Origin of the sequence: Halobacillus amylolyticus (assembly GCF_022921115.1) — a bacterium.
GTDB classification, from domain to species: domain Bacteria; phylum Bacillota; class Bacilli; order Bacillales; family Halobacillaceae; genus Halobacillus_A; species Halobacillus_A amylolyticus.
On record NZ_CP095075.1, the window covers coordinates 1,606,149 to 1,623,078 of the forward strand.

At 42.6% G+C, this 16,930-nt stretch carries 18 protein-coding genes, 1 pseudogene and 1 riboswitch; of the genes and pseudogenes, 5 read left to right on the forward strand and 14 right to left on the reverse strand.

The genetic code is table 11. The features are described from left to right. Window positions 1-12: 12 nt before the first annotated feature. The 4 genes from MUO15_RS08445 (at window position 13) to MUO15_RS08460 (ending at window position 3,736) form a co-directional block, all read left to right on the forward strand. Window positions 13-558 (forward strand): uridine kinase family protein, encoded by a 546-nt coding sequence (locus MUO15_RS08445; protein ID WP_245035115.1) that lies wholly within the window; start codon window positions 13-15, stop codon window positions 556-558. Between the two features lie 76 nt (window positions 559-634). After that, on the forward strand, window positions 635-2,113 hold the full coding sequence (locus tag MUO15_RS08450) for an MDR family MFS transporter (RefSeq protein WP_245035116.1): 1,479 nt from the start codon (window positions 635-637) through the stop codon (window positions 2,111-2,113). A gap of 302 nt (window positions 2,114-2,415) precedes the next feature. Further along, window positions 2,416-2,646 carry a hypothetical protein gene (locus MUO15_RS08455; protein WP_245035117.1) on the forward strand — a complete coding sequence of 77 codons (231 nt, stop codon included), beginning with the start codon at window positions 2,416-2,418 and terminating at the stop codon, window positions 2,644-2,646. A gap of 565 nt (window positions 2,647-3,211) precedes the next feature. Beyond that, window positions 3,212-3,736 carry a ribonuclease H-like YkuK family protein gene (locus MUO15_RS08460; protein ID WP_245035118.1) on the forward strand — a complete coding sequence of 175 codons (525 nt, stop codon included), beginning with the start codon at window positions 3,212-3,214 and terminating at the stop codon, window positions 3,734-3,736. Window positions 3,737-3,761: 25 nt separating this feature from the next. Here MUO15_RS08460 and MUO15_RS21905 read toward each other — a convergent pair whose 3' ends face one another. From MUO15_RS21905 to MUO15_RS21915, 3 genes and pseudogenes are all read right to left on the reverse strand, one after another. Then, complete coding sequence (locus MUO15_RS21905; protein ID WP_318036210.1) at window positions 3,762-4,268, reverse strand: DMT family transporter; 507 nt, start codon at window positions 4,266-4,268, stop codon at window positions 3,762-3,764. A gap of 72 nt (window positions 4,269-4,340) precedes the next feature. Continuing rightward, a pseudogene (locus MUO15_RS21910) lies at window positions 4,341-4,514 on the reverse strand (EamA family transporter); the annotation flags it as partial. Continuing rightward, a complete protein-coding gene (locus MUO15_RS21915; protein WP_318036211.1) occupies window positions 4,508-4,678 on the reverse strand; it encodes an EamA family transporter in 171 nt (56 codons plus the stop codon). The pseudogene MUO15_RS21910 and the gene MUO15_RS21915, both read right to left, overlap by 7 nt. Window positions 4,679-4,931: 253 nt before the next feature. Here MUO15_RS21915 and MUO15_RS08470 point away from each other — a divergent pair, with 253 nt between their 5' ends. Then, window positions 4,932-5,174, forward strand: a complete 243-nt coding sequence (locus MUO15_RS08470; protein ID WP_245035119.1) for a hypothetical protein — start codon at window positions 4,932-4,934, stop codon at window positions 5,172-5,174. A 23-nt stretch (window positions 5,175-5,197) separates the two neighbouring features. Here MUO15_RS08470 and eutH read toward each other — a convergent pair whose 3' ends face one another. The 11 genes from eutH to nikB all read right to left on the reverse strand — a co-directional run bounded on the left by eutH (window position 5,198) and on the right by nikB (window position 16,637). After that, window positions 5,198-6,295, reverse strand: coding sequence for an ethanolamine utilization protein EutH (gene eutH, locus MUO15_RS08475; protein WP_245035120.1), 1,098 nt, complete (start codon window positions 6,293-6,295; stop codon window positions 5,198-5,200). 280 nt (window positions 6,296-6,575) lie between these two features. Continuing rightward, window positions 6,576-7,049, reverse strand: a complete 474-nt coding sequence (gene msrA / locus MUO15_RS08480) for a peptide-methionine (S)-S-oxide reductase MsrA (protein ID WP_245035121.1) — start codon at window positions 7,047-7,049, stop codon at window positions 6,576-6,578. 123 nt (window positions 7,050-7,172) lie between these two features. Beyond that, window positions 7,173-7,292: riboswitch (SAM riboswitch) on the reverse strand. A gap of 139 nt (window positions 7,293-7,431) precedes the next feature. Then, window positions 7,432-8,127, reverse strand: a complete 696-nt coding sequence (locus MUO15_RS08485; RefSeq protein WP_245035122.1) for an AIM24 family protein — start codon at window positions 8,125-8,127, stop codon at window positions 7,432-7,434. A 292-nt stretch (window positions 8,128-8,419) separates the two neighbouring features. Further along, complete coding sequence (locus MUO15_RS08490) at window positions 8,420-8,953, reverse strand: chromate transporter (RefSeq protein WP_245035123.1); 534 nt, start codon at window positions 8,951-8,953, stop codon at window positions 8,420-8,422. Then, the gene (locus tag MUO15_RS08495) at window positions 8,950-9,531 is read right to left on the reverse strand and encodes a chromate transporter (protein WP_245035124.1); all 582 of its coding nucleotides are present in this window, start codon (window positions 9,529-9,531) and stop codon (window positions 8,950-8,952) included. The genes MUO15_RS08490 and MUO15_RS08495 overlap by 4 nt, the downstream gene beginning before the upstream one ends. Before the next feature lie 36 nt (window positions 9,532-9,567). Beyond that, window positions 9,568-11,172 carry a gamma-glutamyltransferase family protein gene (locus tag MUO15_RS08500; protein WP_245035921.1) on the reverse strand — a complete coding sequence of 535 codons (1,605 nt, stop codon included), beginning with the start codon at window positions 11,170-11,172 and terminating at the stop codon, window positions 9,568-9,570. A gap of 76 nt (window positions 11,173-11,248) precedes the next feature. Next, window positions 11,249-12,223 (reverse strand): ABC transporter ATP-binding protein, encoded by a 975-nt coding sequence (locus MUO15_RS08505; protein ID WP_245035125.1) that lies wholly within the window; start codon window positions 12,221-12,223, stop codon window positions 11,249-11,251. Continuing rightward, a complete protein-coding gene (locus MUO15_RS08510) occupies window positions 12,195-13,196 on the reverse strand; it encodes an ABC transporter ATP-binding protein (protein WP_245035126.1) in 1,002 nt (333 codons plus the stop codon). Before MUO15_RS08510 ends, MUO15_RS08505 begins: the two co-directional genes overlap by 29 nt. A 10-nt stretch (window positions 13,197-13,206) precedes the next feature. Continuing rightward, window positions 13,207-14,751: a glutathione ABC transporter substrate-binding protein gene (locus MUO15_RS08515; protein WP_245035127.1), complete on the reverse strand. Its 1,545-nt coding sequence runs from the start codon at window positions 14,749-14,751 to the stop codon at window positions 13,207-13,209. Window positions 14,752-14,769: 18 nt separating this feature from the next. Further along, the gene (locus MUO15_RS08520; protein ID WP_245035128.1) at window positions 14,770-15,678 is read right to left on the reverse strand and encodes an ABC transporter permease; all 909 of its coding nucleotides are present in this window, start codon (window positions 15,676-15,678) and stop codon (window positions 14,770-14,772) included. Between the two features lie 17 nt (window positions 15,679-15,695). After that, entirely contained in the window at window positions 15,696-16,637 is a 942-nt protein-coding gene (gene nikB, locus MUO15_RS08525) for a nickel ABC transporter permease (RefSeq protein WP_245035129.1), read from the reverse strand. Between the last annotated feature and the right edge of the window lie 293 nt (window positions 16,638-16,930).

Consider the following 16,930-nt stretch of genomic DNA (forward strand, 5'->3'; position numbering starts at 1 on the left):
GGAGGTAGACTGATGGAGTGGTTGAAAAATAATAAGAAGAATCTTTTACTCGTTGGGATTGATGGCTGTGGCGGTGCGGGCAAAAGCACGTTGGCCGACCATATTTTATCGATCGCAACAGAGGGTATTGTCATTCATATGGATGACTTCTACCTTCCTTCCCACGAACGCAAGGAGATGCCGGACATTGGCGGACATTTTGATTGGAAGCGTGTGCTGCACCAAGTGATCAAACCTTTGTCGGAAAGATCTCCCGCCGAATATCAACGTTACGACTGGGATCATGATGAGCTTGCGGAATGGCACCATGTTTCTGCTTCGGGTGTTGTTGTCGTTGAAGGATGTTATGCTACACGTGATGATCTACGCCCTTATTATGATTATACAATCTGGGTCGATTGCCCTCGAGAAGTCCGACTTAAGCGGGGACTTGAACGGGATGGACAAGAGGCGCTCCCTTTCTGGCTTGACTGGATGGAACAGGAAGATCGTTATATTGAAATACAGCACCCACGGGACCAAGTCGACTTCATTATTAAGGGAACGAGAAATAATTAAGCAAAAATATATATTTTGGTCGCCGCTTTCCGTTATAATGGTATTTTGTTAGGAACCTAAATAAAGGAGCATATCTATGGAAGGAACGACGACTACAAAATATGAATTTCTCGCTGATGACCCAAACTTCAGCGTTAAACCTGTAATGATCTCGCTGATTATCGGTGCTTTTTTCGCCATTTTAAATGAGACATTACTAAACATTGCTTTAACAACCTTAATGGCAGAGTTCAGCCTGTCTGCCACGACCGTACAGTGGATGGTGACTGGATTCATGCTTGTGATGGGTATTCTCATTCCAGTTTCAGCCCTATTGCTGCAAACCTTTACTACGAGGCAAATGTTTATGGGGACGATGACAGTATTTACAATCGGAACAGTCATTTGTGCGCTGGCACCTACCTTTTCTATCTTACTTACAGGACGTCTTATTCAAGCAGTTGGCACAGGTCTGTTAATACCAATTATCTTTAACACCTTTTTACTCATCTTTCCGCCTGAACGCCGTGGAGCGATCATGGGGATGATCGGCCTTGTAATCATGTTCGCACCTGCAATTGGACCGACATTATCGGGAATTATAGTGGAACATTTAGGCTGGAGATTTCTATTTATTACAGTCATTCCATTTGCATTGTTTTCCATGGCCTTTGCCTACAAATTTTTGAAAAATGTCGGTGAAGTCACGAAGCCTAAGGTGGATATTCTATCTATCTTACTCTCAACGGTTGGATTCGGTGGAGTTGTACTTGGGTTTAGCTTTGCCGGTGAAGGGGAGTCAGGGTTTCTTGATCCGCAAGTATTAACCTTCATTATCGTTGGTCTTATTTCTTTGACCTTTTTTACAATCAGGCAGTTAAAATTGGAAGAGCCACTTCTCGATGTCCGTGTCTTTAGGTATCCAATGTTCACATTGGCTCTTCTGTTATTTATTATTGTGATGATGGCGATGTTCTCGTCCGAGATTATTTTACCGATGTTTATGCAAGGTCCTCTTGCGTTGACAGCTGCCACGGCAGGACTGGTTCTATTGCCAGGCAGCCTATTAAACGGACTAATGTCCCCTGTGATGGGAAAACTTTTTGATAAATTTGGTCCTAGAAAATTAATGATTCCGGCTGCCGCTGTCTTAACAGCCACGATGTTTTCACTCAGCCTTGTCGAGGCAACGACGCCGATTTACGTCATTGTTATTAGCTACATGCTGTTAATGCTATCCGTATCAGCGATTATGATGCCGGCTCAGACGAATGGGCTGAATCAGCTTCCAAAACAGCTCTATCCGCATGGAACTGCAATTATGAATACATTGCAGCCAGTATCTGGTGCGATCGGGGTATCCGTGTTTATCAGTATCATGACAACTAGAAAAGAAAGTTTTCTGGCCAACGCCACAAATCCTACTTCCGAGAACGCGATCATGCAATCTACCGTTGCAGGAGTTGAACTAGTCTACTTCATAGCTTTCACCGTTGCTTTAATCGGCTTTATCATTACTCTTTTTGTAAAAAGAGCAAAACCGGATGATGTCTCAAGTGAATCGTCCCCCTCATAATAAAATGATGAGACCATGCTTGTTTGTAGAAAAGCATGGTTTTCTTGTCGCCAGGAAATTATAAATAATTTGCCGGTGGATAAGCTTACATGAAGTTAGCCACATCCAGCTCCAGCGCCCAGACACTCGAGACATAAGTCAATCGCCTCCGTGGAGAAAAAACCACTCCACTGCGCCGCTCGTCTTATGCTTGTCGTGTCTACCGGGGCGCTTGCGCTTTTGTTCTTTTCAAATGTTTTCATTAAAGTGATAAAATCTTAATAGGCGATCTTATTTAAGAGTCAAAAAGGAGAGGGGCAACTATGTATTCGACCTACTATATCATCGTGATTGTCGTTTGCCTGGCTGCTTTAATTGGTACCATCTTAGTGGCAAGAAATATGATAAGGGAAGAATCTGAAGAGACATCAGTCGAGGAAGAACTTTCAAGTTTAAAAAGCGAAGAAAAGAGCTCAAGCATTCGATTGTTAACCATCATTTATTCAATCACATTCACTATTACCATTATCCTTATTTGGATATTTATTTTTTAATTAAAATGACGAACTTCCCTTTTGGAGTTCGTCATTTTTAGTTTTTTCACATGTAGAAAAAGGAAATGAATAGAATGTAGTGAGTGTTCAAAAAGTTGCCAAATTAGAAGGTCGACAAGAATGCCACGACACGCGAGCAATGTCGACACTAGCACGTCCTCTGCGTCGCAAGAAGGTCGAAGTGGCGTAGTTTTAGCATTAAGGAAATCTTCCCCGAATCGGCATCGCACGAAGGAAAAATGTCTTTCTTTCCAAGGAACGGACTTGCACAGGACGTGCTGACTTCTACGTTGTGCACAGGACGTGCACGGTTTTAGTAGAAGTTCCACTGCTGCCTCATGATACGTGAGTAGCGAGGCCACTTCAGAGAATATCCTTCTTGGCTGCCTTGCCCCGAGGAATTCACTTCTTTGAATAGGCTTGTAGACGCAGGGGCACACGCTCTTCAAAAGCAAGCCAACGAAGAGATTCGCCGCTTATCATTTTGGTGACTTTTTGAACATCCTCATATAGAAATGGTCTTTCTCAAAACCTGTTTTTCTACTCCACTTGAAAAGAGCTGGTGATGTTGAAACCCATCCTGTTTCAGAATTCAATCGAAAATCAGATGACTTACAGTGAAGTCTTCTCCCATATCTATTCATTTTTGCAGAGTGACCCGAGAGGCAACTACAAGCTCATGCTAGGTACAGATTCTCAAGTACATGAGAGCAGCACTCTATTTATTACCGGAATTGTCATTCAAAGAATAGGCAAAGGAGCCTGGGCGTGCTTTCGAAAAGAGACAATTCCAAGGTGTATGACGGTCCTCCACGAGCGAATATCCTATGAAACGACATTAACGGAAGAAGTGGCCTCACTTTTCACAAACGAGCATCTCGACAAACTGATCAATATCATCCTCCCAAACATTTATAAAGGAGCAAGCTTTATGGTTGAGGGTCATATCGATATCGGTTCTGGCGAGCGAAATAAAACACGAACCTATGTCAATGAGATGATGGCGCGGATTGAATCATTAGGCTTTGATCCAAAAATAAAACCTGACTCCATTGCAGCTAGCAGTTATGCAAACAAATATACAAAGTAGAAAAGTGCAAACACCTTCGATTAAACTATCCTTCTCTTGCAACACGCTGCTTGTTCGTTTGTGAGTCTTTCCTTTTAGGCTTTCTGGTGGCTAAATAAACTCCCGCAAAGATAATCAAAAGTCCGAAAGCTAAATTTTTAGTAATCGGTTCATTTAGCAGTACATACCCCCATACCATTGCCGTAATGGGAACTAAATAGGTGACAGATGTCGCGAACTGGGCGCTGCTGTTTTTCACAATATAGTAAAAAAGCAGATGGGCAATCCCTGAACCAAAACAACCAAGACCAATAATGGACCACAGAACGAGTGGATCCGCAAATAAGTCATCATTTATCCGGGAGGTGGTACCTGTTACAAGCGTGCCAATGAAACCGACTACTGCTGCAATCGTCAGTGAATAGGTAGTAATCAGCAGGACGCCTGTTGATTGCAGATGTTTTTTTGTGTACTGGGAGGCAAATCCATAAGAGATGGTGGCACAAACCATTGTACCGATTCCGACGAAACTTTCTTTAATTAGCTGATCCACATTAAACTCCATAAGGACAAGAATACCTGTAAACCCTAAACCTATTCCGAGCCATTGCCGCTTTTTTAAGACGATTGCGAAAAAGAGGAAACCTACAAGACCAGTACAAATCGGGGTTAATGCATTTAAAACGGCTGCTGTACTACTATTAATCTCGGTTTCACTTAAAGCAATCAGGCCCCATGGGAGACCAGCATTAAAAACCCCAACGAAAATAAGTGATTTCCAGGGAATCGGTCTTACGATGCTCCCCTTCTAATCCAAAGGAACGGAAGCAAAATCAGAACGGCTGCTGAACATCTTAAAAACACCGTTCCCCACGCGCCAACAGGATCAAGCAGCCATTTTATAAAAACAAAGGACATCCCCCAAATTAAACTTAGGCCGATTAAAGCACTATATACTCTCACTCTAATCCCTCCCTTCCTGTAACAAAAAAGCACAAGCCCTTATGTAAAGTGTGGCTCACACTTCTATTAACTGTACACAATTCTGCCTTTCATGAAAACTGAATCTTCTAGAGTTTACCTCTACTGCTAAATGCATTAAATTGAATGGCTTAGCAAATGTTCATCAAACATACAATTTATTTAATTTATAGCATGGTTATCACAACCACTAATAAGGTAAAATAAAGGTAATCTAATAGAGGGAGTGGTGATCATGTATCCTTTCTTAATGGCAGTCATTATTCTCGTCAGTATCATAGCATTAGTTGGAACACTTTATGTTGGAAAGAACGTTAACCAAACCATTTCGAAATATGAGGCAGAAGGATATTCTGCAGAGGATGAAGTGGCAAGCCTGCAAAATCACGGCAAAAAAACAAGTTTTCGCTTATTAACCACCATCTACAGTATTACCTTTGTTATTACAGCCATTCTATGTGCTATTTTCATCTTTTAGTGCTATTTGAATTTTGGAACTCTTTAACTTGACTGTTCCTTTAACCCAGCAGGGCTGGTTGTGAACCACGCGAGCCAAGCAGCCAGTCCGCCTGCAACTAACTTACCGATGACGACAGCCACAATCACCTCTTTATTTACACTGGCTACAAACCCTAAATGGCCTCCAAGGACAAATGCCCCGCTTACCGCAAACGCAGCATTCATCACTTTTCCTCTTGTATCCATATCTTTCATTGTCGCTAGCATAGGAATATGGTGGGCCAGTGATGCGATGAATCCGGTCATCGCTATCGAGTTAATCCCAAGTTTGTCGCTCCATTTGTCCCATAATCGCTGTCCCGATCGATTAATAAAGCTAACCATTGGATAGGCACCTGCAAGCATGATCGTGATACGACCCACGATGCCTACCCCCTCCTCTAAAGGAGCCACCCCTTGAACAATTGTAAAGCCTGTTAATGTCTCGATAATAATTAGGACTAATCCGCTGATGATCAGCAGCTCGACTGACTTGCCAAACCTTGCAAATAAATGGATAGTTAGATTGGTAAACTTCCATAATCCTAATCCTATTATCACCGCTAGAACTACTGTAGGTATGAGATTGCGGATCATCCACGCCAGCTCATAGCCGGCTACAGCCCCTCCGGCAAGACAACCAATGGGAATTGTAATCAGCCCGATTAATATCCCTTTTGCAAAATAAGGATAGTCTTCTTTCGCAATCATTGTTAAGGCAATTGGAATGGTAAAAACGAGCGTAGGCCCCATCATCGTACCGAGGAACGCCCAAGAGAAAACCGCTGCATCATCACTGGCAGCGAGGGCTTCTGCTAATTGGTAAGCCCCCATATCAATCGCCAATATCGTTGAAGCGAACATCGATGGATCAACTCCCAGCCACTGATACAGTGGGGTAATAATAGGGGCTAGCCATCCGGATAGAACTGGGGCTAATGAAATAATTCCAACCATCGCAAGTGCAAGCGGCCCCATCATCATAAACGCATTGTAAAAACTCTCACCCAAACCCCATCGGTTATGTAAAAGATAGTAATCTATTGCTCCAATGACCATAAAGAGCGTCATGATTATGAGTAACCCCTCATTAAACCACATGGTATCTCCCCTAACCGCCTACAATTATAAGTAACTACTAAAGATTGTGCCCTTTATGATCAAGTCTTTCAAGCGTTTTTAAGTTCATCAATTGTTAGCGGAAAATGTTTGCCCACCAATCCACGTCAAGCAGATCACAACAAAACTAAGACATCGCTCTCAAAACAAAAAAGAATACCTATCCGTTACAATATGAATCATGCTCACCTTCCCTCAACACTATGTATAGATATAAAAAAGAACCCTCCTTAGTAAAAGGAAGGCTCCCTCATATTTTTAATTAGCCGATTCCGCACGCAACTGATCCATTCTTTTGTGAATACTTTTGGTGGTATTCTTCTGCATCATAGAACACTTCAGCTTTTGCTACCTCTGTTACAATCGGACGTTTAAAGATCCCTTTTGCTTCCCATTGCTTAATCTTCTCGTTGGCAATCGTCTTCTCTAAATCATTGGTATAAAAGATAGCAGATCGATATTGGTGACCTACGTCCATGCCCTGCTTATTGCGGGTTGTTGGATCATGGGCCTCAAAAAAGATATTAACCAACTCTTCATATGTGAGGACAGTTGGATCATATTCAATTTTTACGGCTTCTGCGTGACCCGTTGTTCCTGTTTTCACTTGCTCATATGTCGGGTTCTCAGCGTGACCGCCTGTGTATCCCACCCGTGTTGCAGTTACTCCATCAAAACGCTCAAAAAAGGGCTCAACACCCCAGAAACACCCTGCACCAAAAATAGCTGTTGCCATAACTCATCTTCCCCTTCTCTTAACGCGGAACTTCTTTTTCAAAGAGAGTTTGACGGTTTTAAAACCAAAAAACCCCTTTTCTTATCCAGTATAAGAAAAGGGGTCGTAATATTCCGTACGATCCTCTCATCTTTTAGAATGTCACCATCCTACAGGAATTGGCACCGTTCTCTCAATCTCGTGGATTGATTCGATGGTTGCCGGGCATCAAAGGGCCAGTCCCTCCGCCTCTCTGGATAAGAAGTTTCCGTTATTTATTTTGTTATCTTATATGATACAACGATTTCCCAACGAAGTAAAGAGTGAAGACTCAACTTTTTCTCCTGTTTGTAAAATTATGCTGAAGCCCTCTTCAACATGACTGATGGATAAAAATAATTTTTTACGAACTGCGTCCCGTCGTGTACACTTCCTCAAATGGTTGAACGATGACAAATCCCTCACCTTTAAACTCCATTTGGATCGATTCCCCGCTTCCCCGTCCGAAAAATGTCTTAAAGCTGATATCTGTTCTAAACTCCGGTTCGAGGTGCCCTGACCAGGCTACCGTTGCATTAGGATCCGTAAGGACAGATTCCCCAGGACGAACGAGTAAAGTCAACGGCTCATAATGGGAAGTAATCGCTACTCTTCCATGGCCCTGAAGCTTAATATTAAAGAGTCCACCAGACATCATTCCTGCTACTTTTTTCATTAACTTAACATCCCATTCAATACCTGGTTCAAAAGCCAAAAGATCATTCCCATTAACGGTGATGGATTCGTTGGCGAGGTCAAAAATCGTAATTTTCTTTCCTTGATCTGCTAAGTATAGACGACCTCTGCCATGTGCTTTCATTAACGAGCTGCCTTCTCCTGAAAAAGCTTTCTTGAACATGCGCCCAACTCCATGCTCTAATATCCCTTCACGCTCGAACTTGATTTGGCCATTGTAAGAGATCATTGAACCTGATTTTGCCCACACTTCATCCATTAAATTGACTTCAAGAATTCGCGGTGTTTCTAATTCAAAGTACTCACTTTCTGTTTCATCTTGCTTCGTTTGTTGAATGAATTGATCAATTGAATAATTGCTCATTTAAAGGTTCCTCCCCATTTCGTGCTGTTCTTGATACGAATGAGGAAGGCAAAACGTTTCGTGCTTTTCCTCCCTTTTAAATTATCCCCTCACTGCTGTTAGGGAAGAATCTTTTTAGATTTTGATAGAATCCTGACAAGTTTAGGGAGAAACTTTTTGGATTTAGTCAGAAACCCAATGATTTTGGGGAGAAACCTTCTGAATTTGGAGATAATTGTCCTGTATTTGGGTAGAATCCTCAGTCAACTTCAAGAACAAAAAAGCACACCATCACTTAAATGGTGTGCTCCATTTAGGATCCTAGAAAAATTGCTCCATACATCAATGATCCTAATATGACAAAGGCTGGATGAACCTTCACGCGCTCGAGTAAAAAAAAGCTAACGCCAATCAGCAGAATGGTTTGCAGAGCTCCGGAAGAAAAGTACGAATTCCGGAAGAACTGAAAGGCTATAACTCCAAGCAAAATGGCAATAGACGGGCGAATGAGGGCAGTCATTGTTTTAACCCTAGGAGAGTCTTTAAATTTATACAATAGGCTCAGAAGCCCAATCATTAAGATTAACGAAGGAGCCACCGTTGCAAACACCCCGATAAAGCTCCCGATTATCCCACCTTGCTGAAAACCAATGAAGCCAGCCATTTTTGTAGCTATAGGGCCTGGCAAAGCGTTCGCCATAGCCAGCATTTCGCTAAATTCGCTGACAGTCATCCAGTTAAAACGTTCTACCACTTCGTTCTCTACTAAAGGGATAGAGGCAGGTCCACCTCCATACCCCACTATCCCAGGAATGAAAAAGGCAATAAAAATCTTCCAATAGATCATGATGATTGCTCCTTACGTACATAAGCTTTCGACTTTTCCCCTTTTTTGCCCATTGGTCTAATCAAAGCTACTAGAAGGAGGGCAAAAATAACTAATCCCGGATGAACCCCTGCCCACTCTATTAAAATAAGGGAACCTGCTCCTAGCAGGATTGTATTTAACCATCCTAAGCTAACTTTTGCCTTTTTTATAAAGTCGTAGGTAAGTTTAGCAAGCATGACACCAACAACAGGGACGACAGCTTGTGTCATTCCGTTCACCCATGGCTGATCACGAAAGCTATTTAATGAAGTAATGAGAACAATCATGATCGCGATTGTGGGAATAATGGTAGCAAGAACAGCGTTTAACATGCCAAGTACCCCAGAGACCCGAAACCCAATATAACCCGCCATTTTCGTAGCAATCGGTCCTGGCAGTGAGTTTCCTAATGCAAGAATATCCGCAAAATCATCGTCAGACAGCCATTTATACTTTTCTACGACTTCTTTATGCACGAGTGGAATGGAGGAAGGACCTCCCCCATACCCAAGCATGCCTACTCTAAAAAAGGCCAAGAAGAGATTCCAATGCTGCATAATCCCATCCCCCTCATATCAATCCTTTATAGACCTTTAGTAAGCAGAAATCGTTCCATCTGTGCGTGATTCTGTCCCGCCAAATAACGTTCCGGTATGTTTATCACGCCAAATGATTTGTCCGCGTCCAAAAGCGCCAGTCTCGAGCTGCACTTCAATTTTATGGCCTTTTCTCGCTAAAGCTTCTGCTACATGGCTAGGGAAGCTCGGCTCTACCCACACCGTTTTATTCTCCATCCACTGCCAGCGCGGTGCATCAAGCGCAGCCTGTGGATTTAAATGAAAATCTATTGTATTCATAGCGACCTGCAAATGCCCTTGCGGCTGCATGAAACCGCCCATCACTCCAAATGGTCCAACCGGATCGTCCCCTTTTGTGAGGAACCCTGGGATAATCGTGTGATAGGATCGCTTATTTCCTGCCAGCGCATTCGCATGATTCTCGTCTAATGAAAAATTATGGCCACGGTTTTGTAACGCAATGCCTGTCCCTGGAACGACAAGCCCTGAACCAAAGCCCATGTAATTACTTTGAATAAAGGAAACCATATTGCCTTCTTCATCTGCTGTCGCTAAATAAACCGTCCCACCTTTAGGGGGTTGACCAGGCTCAGGCGTAAGTGCCTTCTCGGAAATGAGCTTTCTGCGTTCACTTGCATACTGATCGTCTAGAAGGTTCTGATAATCAAATTCCATATGACTAGGCTCAGCAACAAATTTCTGCCCGTCAGCAAAAGCCAGTTTCATAGCTTCAATCTGCTTATGATAAGTATCCACGGCTTCCTTTTCTTCAATTTTGAAACCTTTTAACAGATTTAAAGCAGACAGTGCTACAATTCCCTGGCCGTTGGGCGGAATCTCCCAAACATCATAGCCCCTATAATTAACCGAAATAGGATCAACCCACTCTGGCTGGTAATTTTGCAAGTCTTCCTTGCGGATAAACCCTTCGTGCTTGATGGAAAACTGTTCGATTTTATCGGCCAGCTCACCATGGTAAAAATCTTCAGCCTTTGTATCAGCAATTTTCCGAAGTGTATCGGCGTGTCCTTGTGAACTCCAATGCTCGCCAACTCGTGGTGCACGGCCGTTCGGTGAAAACGTGTCGAACCAGTGTTGAAATTCTTCTCCTTTAAGTGTTTCCTTGTACTTCTCGACGGCTGAGTTCCAGAACTTCCCGAGTACTGGTGAAATAGGGAAGCCTTCTTTCGCATATTGAATGGCAGGAGCTAGCACGTCCTTAAAGGGTAACTTGCCAAATCTTTTCGAAAGCTCCGCCCAGGCTCCTGGAACACCAGGTACGGTTACGGGTACGAAACCAAACTTAGGAATTTCATCATACCCGCGCTTCTTGAGCTCTTGAATAGACAAGGAGGACGGAGCATGCCCGCTCCCGTTCAATCCATACAGTTTATTTTTCGTCCAAACGAGAGCAAAGGCGTCTCCCCCGATGCCATTTGATGTTGGTTCTACTACCGTTAACGTTGCTGCTGTGGCAATAGCTGCATCAATTGCGTTACCGCCTTGTTTGAGAATATCTAATCCGGCTTGGGATGCTAGCGGCTGGGATGTTGCAACCATCCCCTTATGTGCGACAGTACTTACTCGATTGGTTGTATAAGGTTGATAAAGGTAGTCGATGTGATCCACATTCCTTCTCCTCTCTAAATTCAAATACTATTGTTTCTGCGTTTGATCATGAAAAGAAGATAAACTACTATACTTCATGACAAGCTACGAAGTGACCTGGTTTAACCTCTCTCCATTCCGGTCTTTCCTCACGACAGCGGTCATGAGCAAGCGGACAGCGTGTGTGAAAGGGACAACCGGATGGATAATCAGCAGGGTTAGGCAGATCCCCCTCTAGTCGCACTCGATCCCTTTTCTTCCCTGGTACAGGCCTTGGAATGGCGGAAAGAAGGGCCTGAGTATAAGGGTGCAATGGATTAGCATACAATTCTTCCGAGGAGGCAAGCTCGGCCGTAGCTCCTAAGTACATAACAAGTACTCGATCACACATATGTCTGACTACACCTAGATCGTGCGATATAAATAAGTAGGTCAATTGATGTGATTCTTGAAGTCTTTTTAACAATTGAATAACCTGTGCCTGAACGGAAACGTCAAGGGCAGACACAGCCTCATCACACACAATTAGGGATGGATTAAGAGAAACTGCCCGGGCAATTCCAATCCTCTGTCTCTGACCCCCACTGAATTCATGAGGATAACGTTCTGCATGTTCCTCTTTTAGTCCGACTTCAATTAATAGTTCCTTGACCCGCTGGGTGCGCTCTTTTTTTCCCATTTTTGTATGAATGATAAAAGCTTCTTCAAGCGCATCTCCAATACGTTGTCGTGGGTTAAGTGAAGCATATGGATCTTGGAAAATCATTTGCATCTCTTTTTTATACTTTTTAAGTTTCTTTTCGGATAGACCTCCGATTTCTTCACCCCGGAACTTTATCGAGCCTTCCGTAAGCTCCTCAAGACCGAGGATCGTACGACCAAGAGTTGACTTCCCACAACCGGACTCGCCGACTATCCCCATGGTCTCTCCCTCTACTACGTCAACAGATACATTCTCAACAGCCTGAACATTGGCTTTCGTTTTTTTAAGTAAACTGCTTTTAATAGGAAAATACTTTTTGACCTGACTTATCTCAAGAAAGGGCTTTGTCGCTAGACTCATGTAGGGTCACCTCCTCTTGTAACCAGCATTTGGATTGATGACTAGAAGAAATGGAAAAGTGAGGTGGGTCTTCTTGCTTACACTTTTCTGTAGCAAATGGACACCTTGGGTGGAACCTGCATCCCGAAATTTCTTCATTTATGTTAGGTAAAGAACCAGGAATAGCCTCGAGTGATTGGTTTGCGTCGTCAACATTGGGAACAGACGCAAGCAGTCCTTTTGTATAAGGATGACCGGGATTTGAAAAAATTTCTTCTACAGTTCCCCTTTCTACAACATTACCTGCATACATCACCATCACATGATCGGCAACTTCAGCCACAACCCCCATATCGTGGGTCACCATAACTACACCCATCCCCAAGTCTTCCTTTAAATCATCGATTAGATCAAGAATTTGCGCCTGAATGGTGACATCAAGCGCTGTCGTAGGTTCATCCGCAATAAGAAGCGAAGGATTACAGGCAAGAGCGATCGCAATCATGACTCGCTGCCTCATCCCACCACTCAGCTCATGAGGGTATTGTTTTAACTTTTTCTCAGGGTTTGGGATCCCTACTTTGTTTAACAAATCAATGGCTTTATGTTTTACTTCCGTCTTCGATAGATTTGTGTGTATGTTAAGCGGCTCCATTAACTGATAGCCTACGGTGAATACAGGGTTTAATGCCGTCATCGGCTCTTGGAAAATCATCGAAATCTCATTTCCGCGCAACCTTCTCATTTCTTCTTTCCTTTTATTAGTCAGTTCATCACCGTTAAATCTAACGGATCCTTCCGTTATCTCTCCATTGTCAGGAAGCAATCCCATTACAGACAAGGTTGTAATACTTTTCCCACAACCGGACTCACCGACAATGCACAAGGTTTCTCCACGATTGACGGAAAAAGAGACTCCTCGAACAGCGGACACCTTTTGGCCCGCTGTTTTGAAGGAGGTAACTAAGTTCTTCACTTCTAAAAGTTGTTCCATTGTCTCACCCCTACTCTCTGTGGACATTATAAAGTGACCACTGTCCTGTTGGATCAATCTGCAATCCTTTCACAGATTTATCGTAAGCCACGGTAACTACACCGTGGTGCATAGGAACCAAAACTCCATCTTTAACAGCCATCAAATTCGCCTGCTTAAGCTTTTCTTTCCGTACTTCTTGATCTACAGTAGTCCGTGATGCCTCAACAAGTTGGTCAAATTCACTGTTGTTATATTTCATTCGGTTTGATGAACCAATATTATCGGAGTGTAAGATTGGGTAAAGAAGTTCACTGCCATCAGCTGTACTATTCGACCAACCAAGGAAGGTCATCTGGAAATTTCCTTCAGCTGTAGTGTCCAGGAACGTTCCCCATTCCATTGTTTCAATCTCAACATTAAATCCGACTTCTGTGAGTTGCGCTTGAACAATTTCTGCCATTTTCATATAAGACTCACGGTTGGCAGCAAGCATTGTGATTTCCTGTCCTTCAAATCCATGTTCCTCAATAAGCTGCTTCGCTTTTTCCGGATCATAGCTGTACCCTGCATCTGCTGCGTCTTCACTGTAACCGAATACTTTTGGACCAATAATGCTTTCATTTTTAATTCCTAGTCCATTTAACTGCTTCACGTAAGCCTCACGATTGATTGCATGAGAGACTGCTTTTCTAAAGTTACTATCGTTAAAAGGCTCTTTACTCATATTAAAACCTAGGTAATAAAAAGGTGTTCCTTCTCTCTTTTGAACTTCTACATTCTCTAGTGATTCAATACGTGGAAGCTGTTCTGCTGGGATCGCATCTATAAACTGAACTTCACCTGTCTGCAGCATCGAAATAGCTGTGGAATACTCTGGGACTACCTTCATCGTGACACTTTCAAGCTCAGGAGCACCCCGCCAGTAATCTTCATTTGCTGAAAGTGAAACATGATCTCCTTGTACCCACTCTTCAAAAACAAACGGTCCAGTCCCTACTGGATTTTGGTTTAAATCCCCACCTTTATCAGCTTCTGGGCTTACAATAGAAGCATTTGTGTGGGAAAGTGCTGCTAGTAATGGACCATAAGGCTCTTTTGTTTTAATAACAACAGTGTACTCATCCTTCACTTCAACTGATTCAACTGGATCAAGCAAAGAAGCCCTTGGTGCAGCTCTCTCCTCACTCATAAACTGGTCAAATGTATATTTTACTGCTTCGGCGTTAAAAGGTGTACCATCATGAAAGGTGATGTCTTCTTTTAGTTTAATTACCCATGTGGTAGGGTTGGGGTTTTCATAGGATTCTGCTAAGCGCGGCTTAATTTCCATTGTTTCGGGATCTCTAACAAACAATGTTTCATAAACCTGTTCAATCACAGCTGAAGACACAGAGTCATTTGTGTCAATAGGTGAGAGCCCTACTACATCTGTGGTAGTAGCATACGTGATCTCTTGACTTACGTCTGCTCCACCATCTCCACTTTCATTCGTTGAAGCGTCACCACTACAACCCGTTAAAGCAATTGCGATTAAAAAAATAAAGATCGACCATTGAATACTCTTTTTCTTCATAAAAATACCTCCTATTTTTTAAGCATCAAGATCCATATTAGGATCGAGTGCGTCCCTTAAACCATCTCCAACAACGTTAAAAGCAAATACGACGAGCATAATGGCAATTCCAGGAACAATCACCATGTGCGGAGAGGTAAACATAAAGGCTTGCCCTGCAGCAATCATTGCTCCCCATTCAGGTGTAGGCGGCTGGGCCCCTAGACCTAGGAAGCTTAAGGCTGCTGTTGATAAAATGGCTGTTGCCATCCGCATAGTAGCAAAGACAATGATCGGCGCTGTACAGTTAGGCAGGATATGCTTCAAAAGGATACGGGAACTGCTTGCTCCAAGTGATCTCATGGCCAAAATATACTCTTGTTTTTTCACAGATAATACACTTCCACGAACAATCCTTGCACAGGTTGGAATCGACCAAATACTTATGGCTATGACAACATTTATTAAACTTGTACCTAACATAGCGATGATCAACATCGCAAGCAAGATTCCTGGGAAAGCAAACAACAAGTCAACAATTCGCATAATCGGTCCATCCAGCTTCCTGTAATAACCTGAAAGCAACCCAAGAATGACGCCTCCAAACAGACCTAACGTAACGGATGTAACTCCCACTAGTAATGAAATTCTTGCCCCAAAGACGAGCCTTGACCAAATATCTCTTCCATAATTATCAGTTCCCAGCCAATGTCCCTCAGACAAAATCCCAAGCTGGGCATTTGGAAGATCTTGTTCCACAGGATCGTACCCCGCAAACAATGGCGCAAAAATAGCCATAATTACTTGAATAGCAATAATGATAAGTCCAAATACAGCAAGTTTATTTTTTAGTACGCGTTTAGTGGTTTTGACTAACATTCGCTCTTTCTTGTTTGCTTTTACCTCTTGTGTAACTTGACCATGGCCAATTGATTCTGAACTCGCCATGTCATCCCCTCCTTCCTTTAATCGTAGCTGATTCTCGGATCGATAAATGCGTAAATAATGTCTACGATCAGATTCATGACAACAAATAATGTAGCTACTAAGAGAACAGTTCCTTGTACGACAGGAAAATCACGGGCTGAAATCGCATCAATCATCAGTCGACCTACCCCATTAATTGCGAAAACCTGTTCTACAATAATCGTACCACCAAGAAGAAATCCAAAATTCAATCCGATTACTGTGATAACAGGGATCATTGCATTTCTTAAGGCATGTACCCAAATGACCACCGAACCTTTCGCACCTTTAGCTCGAGCTGTTCGAATATAGTCTGCGCGAACCACTTCAAGCATAGTGGATCGACTCATTCTTGCGATCATGGCTGCTGAGGCTGTCCCCAATGTTATTGACGGCAAAATCAGTTGCTTTATCCCTTCAATTGTCCAAAAAGGTGCACTCAATCCCCCAACAGGCAGCCATTGTAGCTGTACAGAGAATACTAAAATGAGCATTGCGCCTAACCAAAAGTTTGGAATAGAAATTCCGGCAAGCGCGACCGTTGTACTTGAAAAGTCGAACCAGGAATTTTGTTTTATTGCTGAAATAATTCCTGCGGGCACTCCAATGAGTATCGCTACAAGCATACTTGCAACAGCTAATTTGAGCGTCTGAGGAAACCGTGTCATTATCGCTTCTGCTACTGCTTGATTGTTTTGAAACGAATAACCAAGGTCACCTTGTACAACACCCCTTATGTAGTCGAAGTACTGAACAAGTACGGGCCTATTTAATCCTAAATCCTCTCGTATTGCTTCAAGATCTGACTCTGTTGCAGTGGGACCCCCAATAATTGTCGCCGGATCTCCAGGCGCAATGTGCATACTCATAAATACGAGAAAGGAAATCCCAAAAAGCAGAAGTAAAAGCTGTAAAAAACGTTTTACTATTAAACCAACCACACTATCCCCCTTTTTATTTAAAATCATTCATTTTGAGAGCGCATACTTAAAGCTATTTAACTTTTTTAAAAAATCACCCACTTTTCATTTACAATCGTTAATTAAAATCATCATTTAAATTAACAATCGTTTGTTGTTGTAGATGATTATAATGTAATTTTCAAAATATTGAAACCCCTTTTCTCGAAAAAGGTCGCATTTTTTTGTATTTTGAATAAATTCAGATTATATTTGAAAGACGAGAATCTTCATGCTAATATTTTTTACAAAAGGTTTCATTATGGAAAAAAATA

Coding starts and splice junctions, on each gene's coding strand:
- MUO15_RS08445 (WP_245035115.1), top strand. CDS start 13: ATGGAGTGGTTGAAAAATAATAAGAAGAATCTTTTACTCGTTGGGATT.
- MUO15_RS08450 (WP_245035116.1), top strand. CDS start 635: ATGGAAGGAACGACGACTACAAAATATGAATTTCTCGCTGATGACCCA.
- MUO15_RS08455 (WP_245035117.1), top strand. CDS start 2,416: ATGTATTCGACCTACTATATCATCGTGATTGTCGTTTGCCTGGCTGCT.
- MUO15_RS08460 (WP_245035118.1), top strand. CDS start 3,212: ATGTTGAAACCCATCCTGTTTCAGAATTCAATCGAAAATCAGATGACT.
- MUO15_RS08470 (WP_245035119.1), top strand. CDS start 4,932: ATGTATCCTTTCTTAATGGCAGTCATTATTCTCGTCAGTATCATAGCA.
- eutH (WP_245035120.1), bottom strand. CDS start 6,295: ATGTGGTTTAATGAGGGGTTACTCATAATCATGACGCTCTTTATGGTC.
- msrA (WP_245035121.1), bottom strand. CDS start 7,049: ATGGCAACAGCTATTTTTGGTGCAGGGTGTTTCTGGGGTGTTGAGCCC.
- MUO15_RS08485 (WP_245035122.1), bottom strand. CDS start 8,127: ATGAGCAATTATTCAATTGATCAATTCATTCAACAAACGAAGCAAGAT.
- MUO15_RS08490 (WP_245035123.1), bottom strand. CDS start 8,953: ATGATCTATTGGAAGATTTTTATTGCCTTTTTCATTCCTGGGATAGTG.
- MUO15_RS08495 (WP_245035124.1), bottom strand. CDS start 9,531: ATGCAGCATTGGAATCTCTTCTTGGCCTTTTTTAGAGTAGGCATGCTT.
- MUO15_RS08505 (WP_245035125.1), bottom strand. CDS start 12,223: ATGAGTCTAGCGACAAAGCCCTTTCTTGAGATAAGTCAGGTCAAAAAG.
- MUO15_RS08510 (WP_245035126.1), bottom strand. CDS start 13,196: ATGGAACAACTTTTAGAAGTGAAGAACTTAGTTACCTCCTTCAAAACA.
- MUO15_RS08515 (WP_245035127.1), bottom strand. CDS start 14,751: ATGAAGAAAAAGAGTATTCAATGGTCGATCTTTATTTTTTTAATCGCA.
- MUO15_RS08520 (WP_245035128.1), bottom strand. CDS start 15,678: ATGGCGAGTTCAGAATCAATTGGCCATGGTCAAGTTACACAAGAGGTA.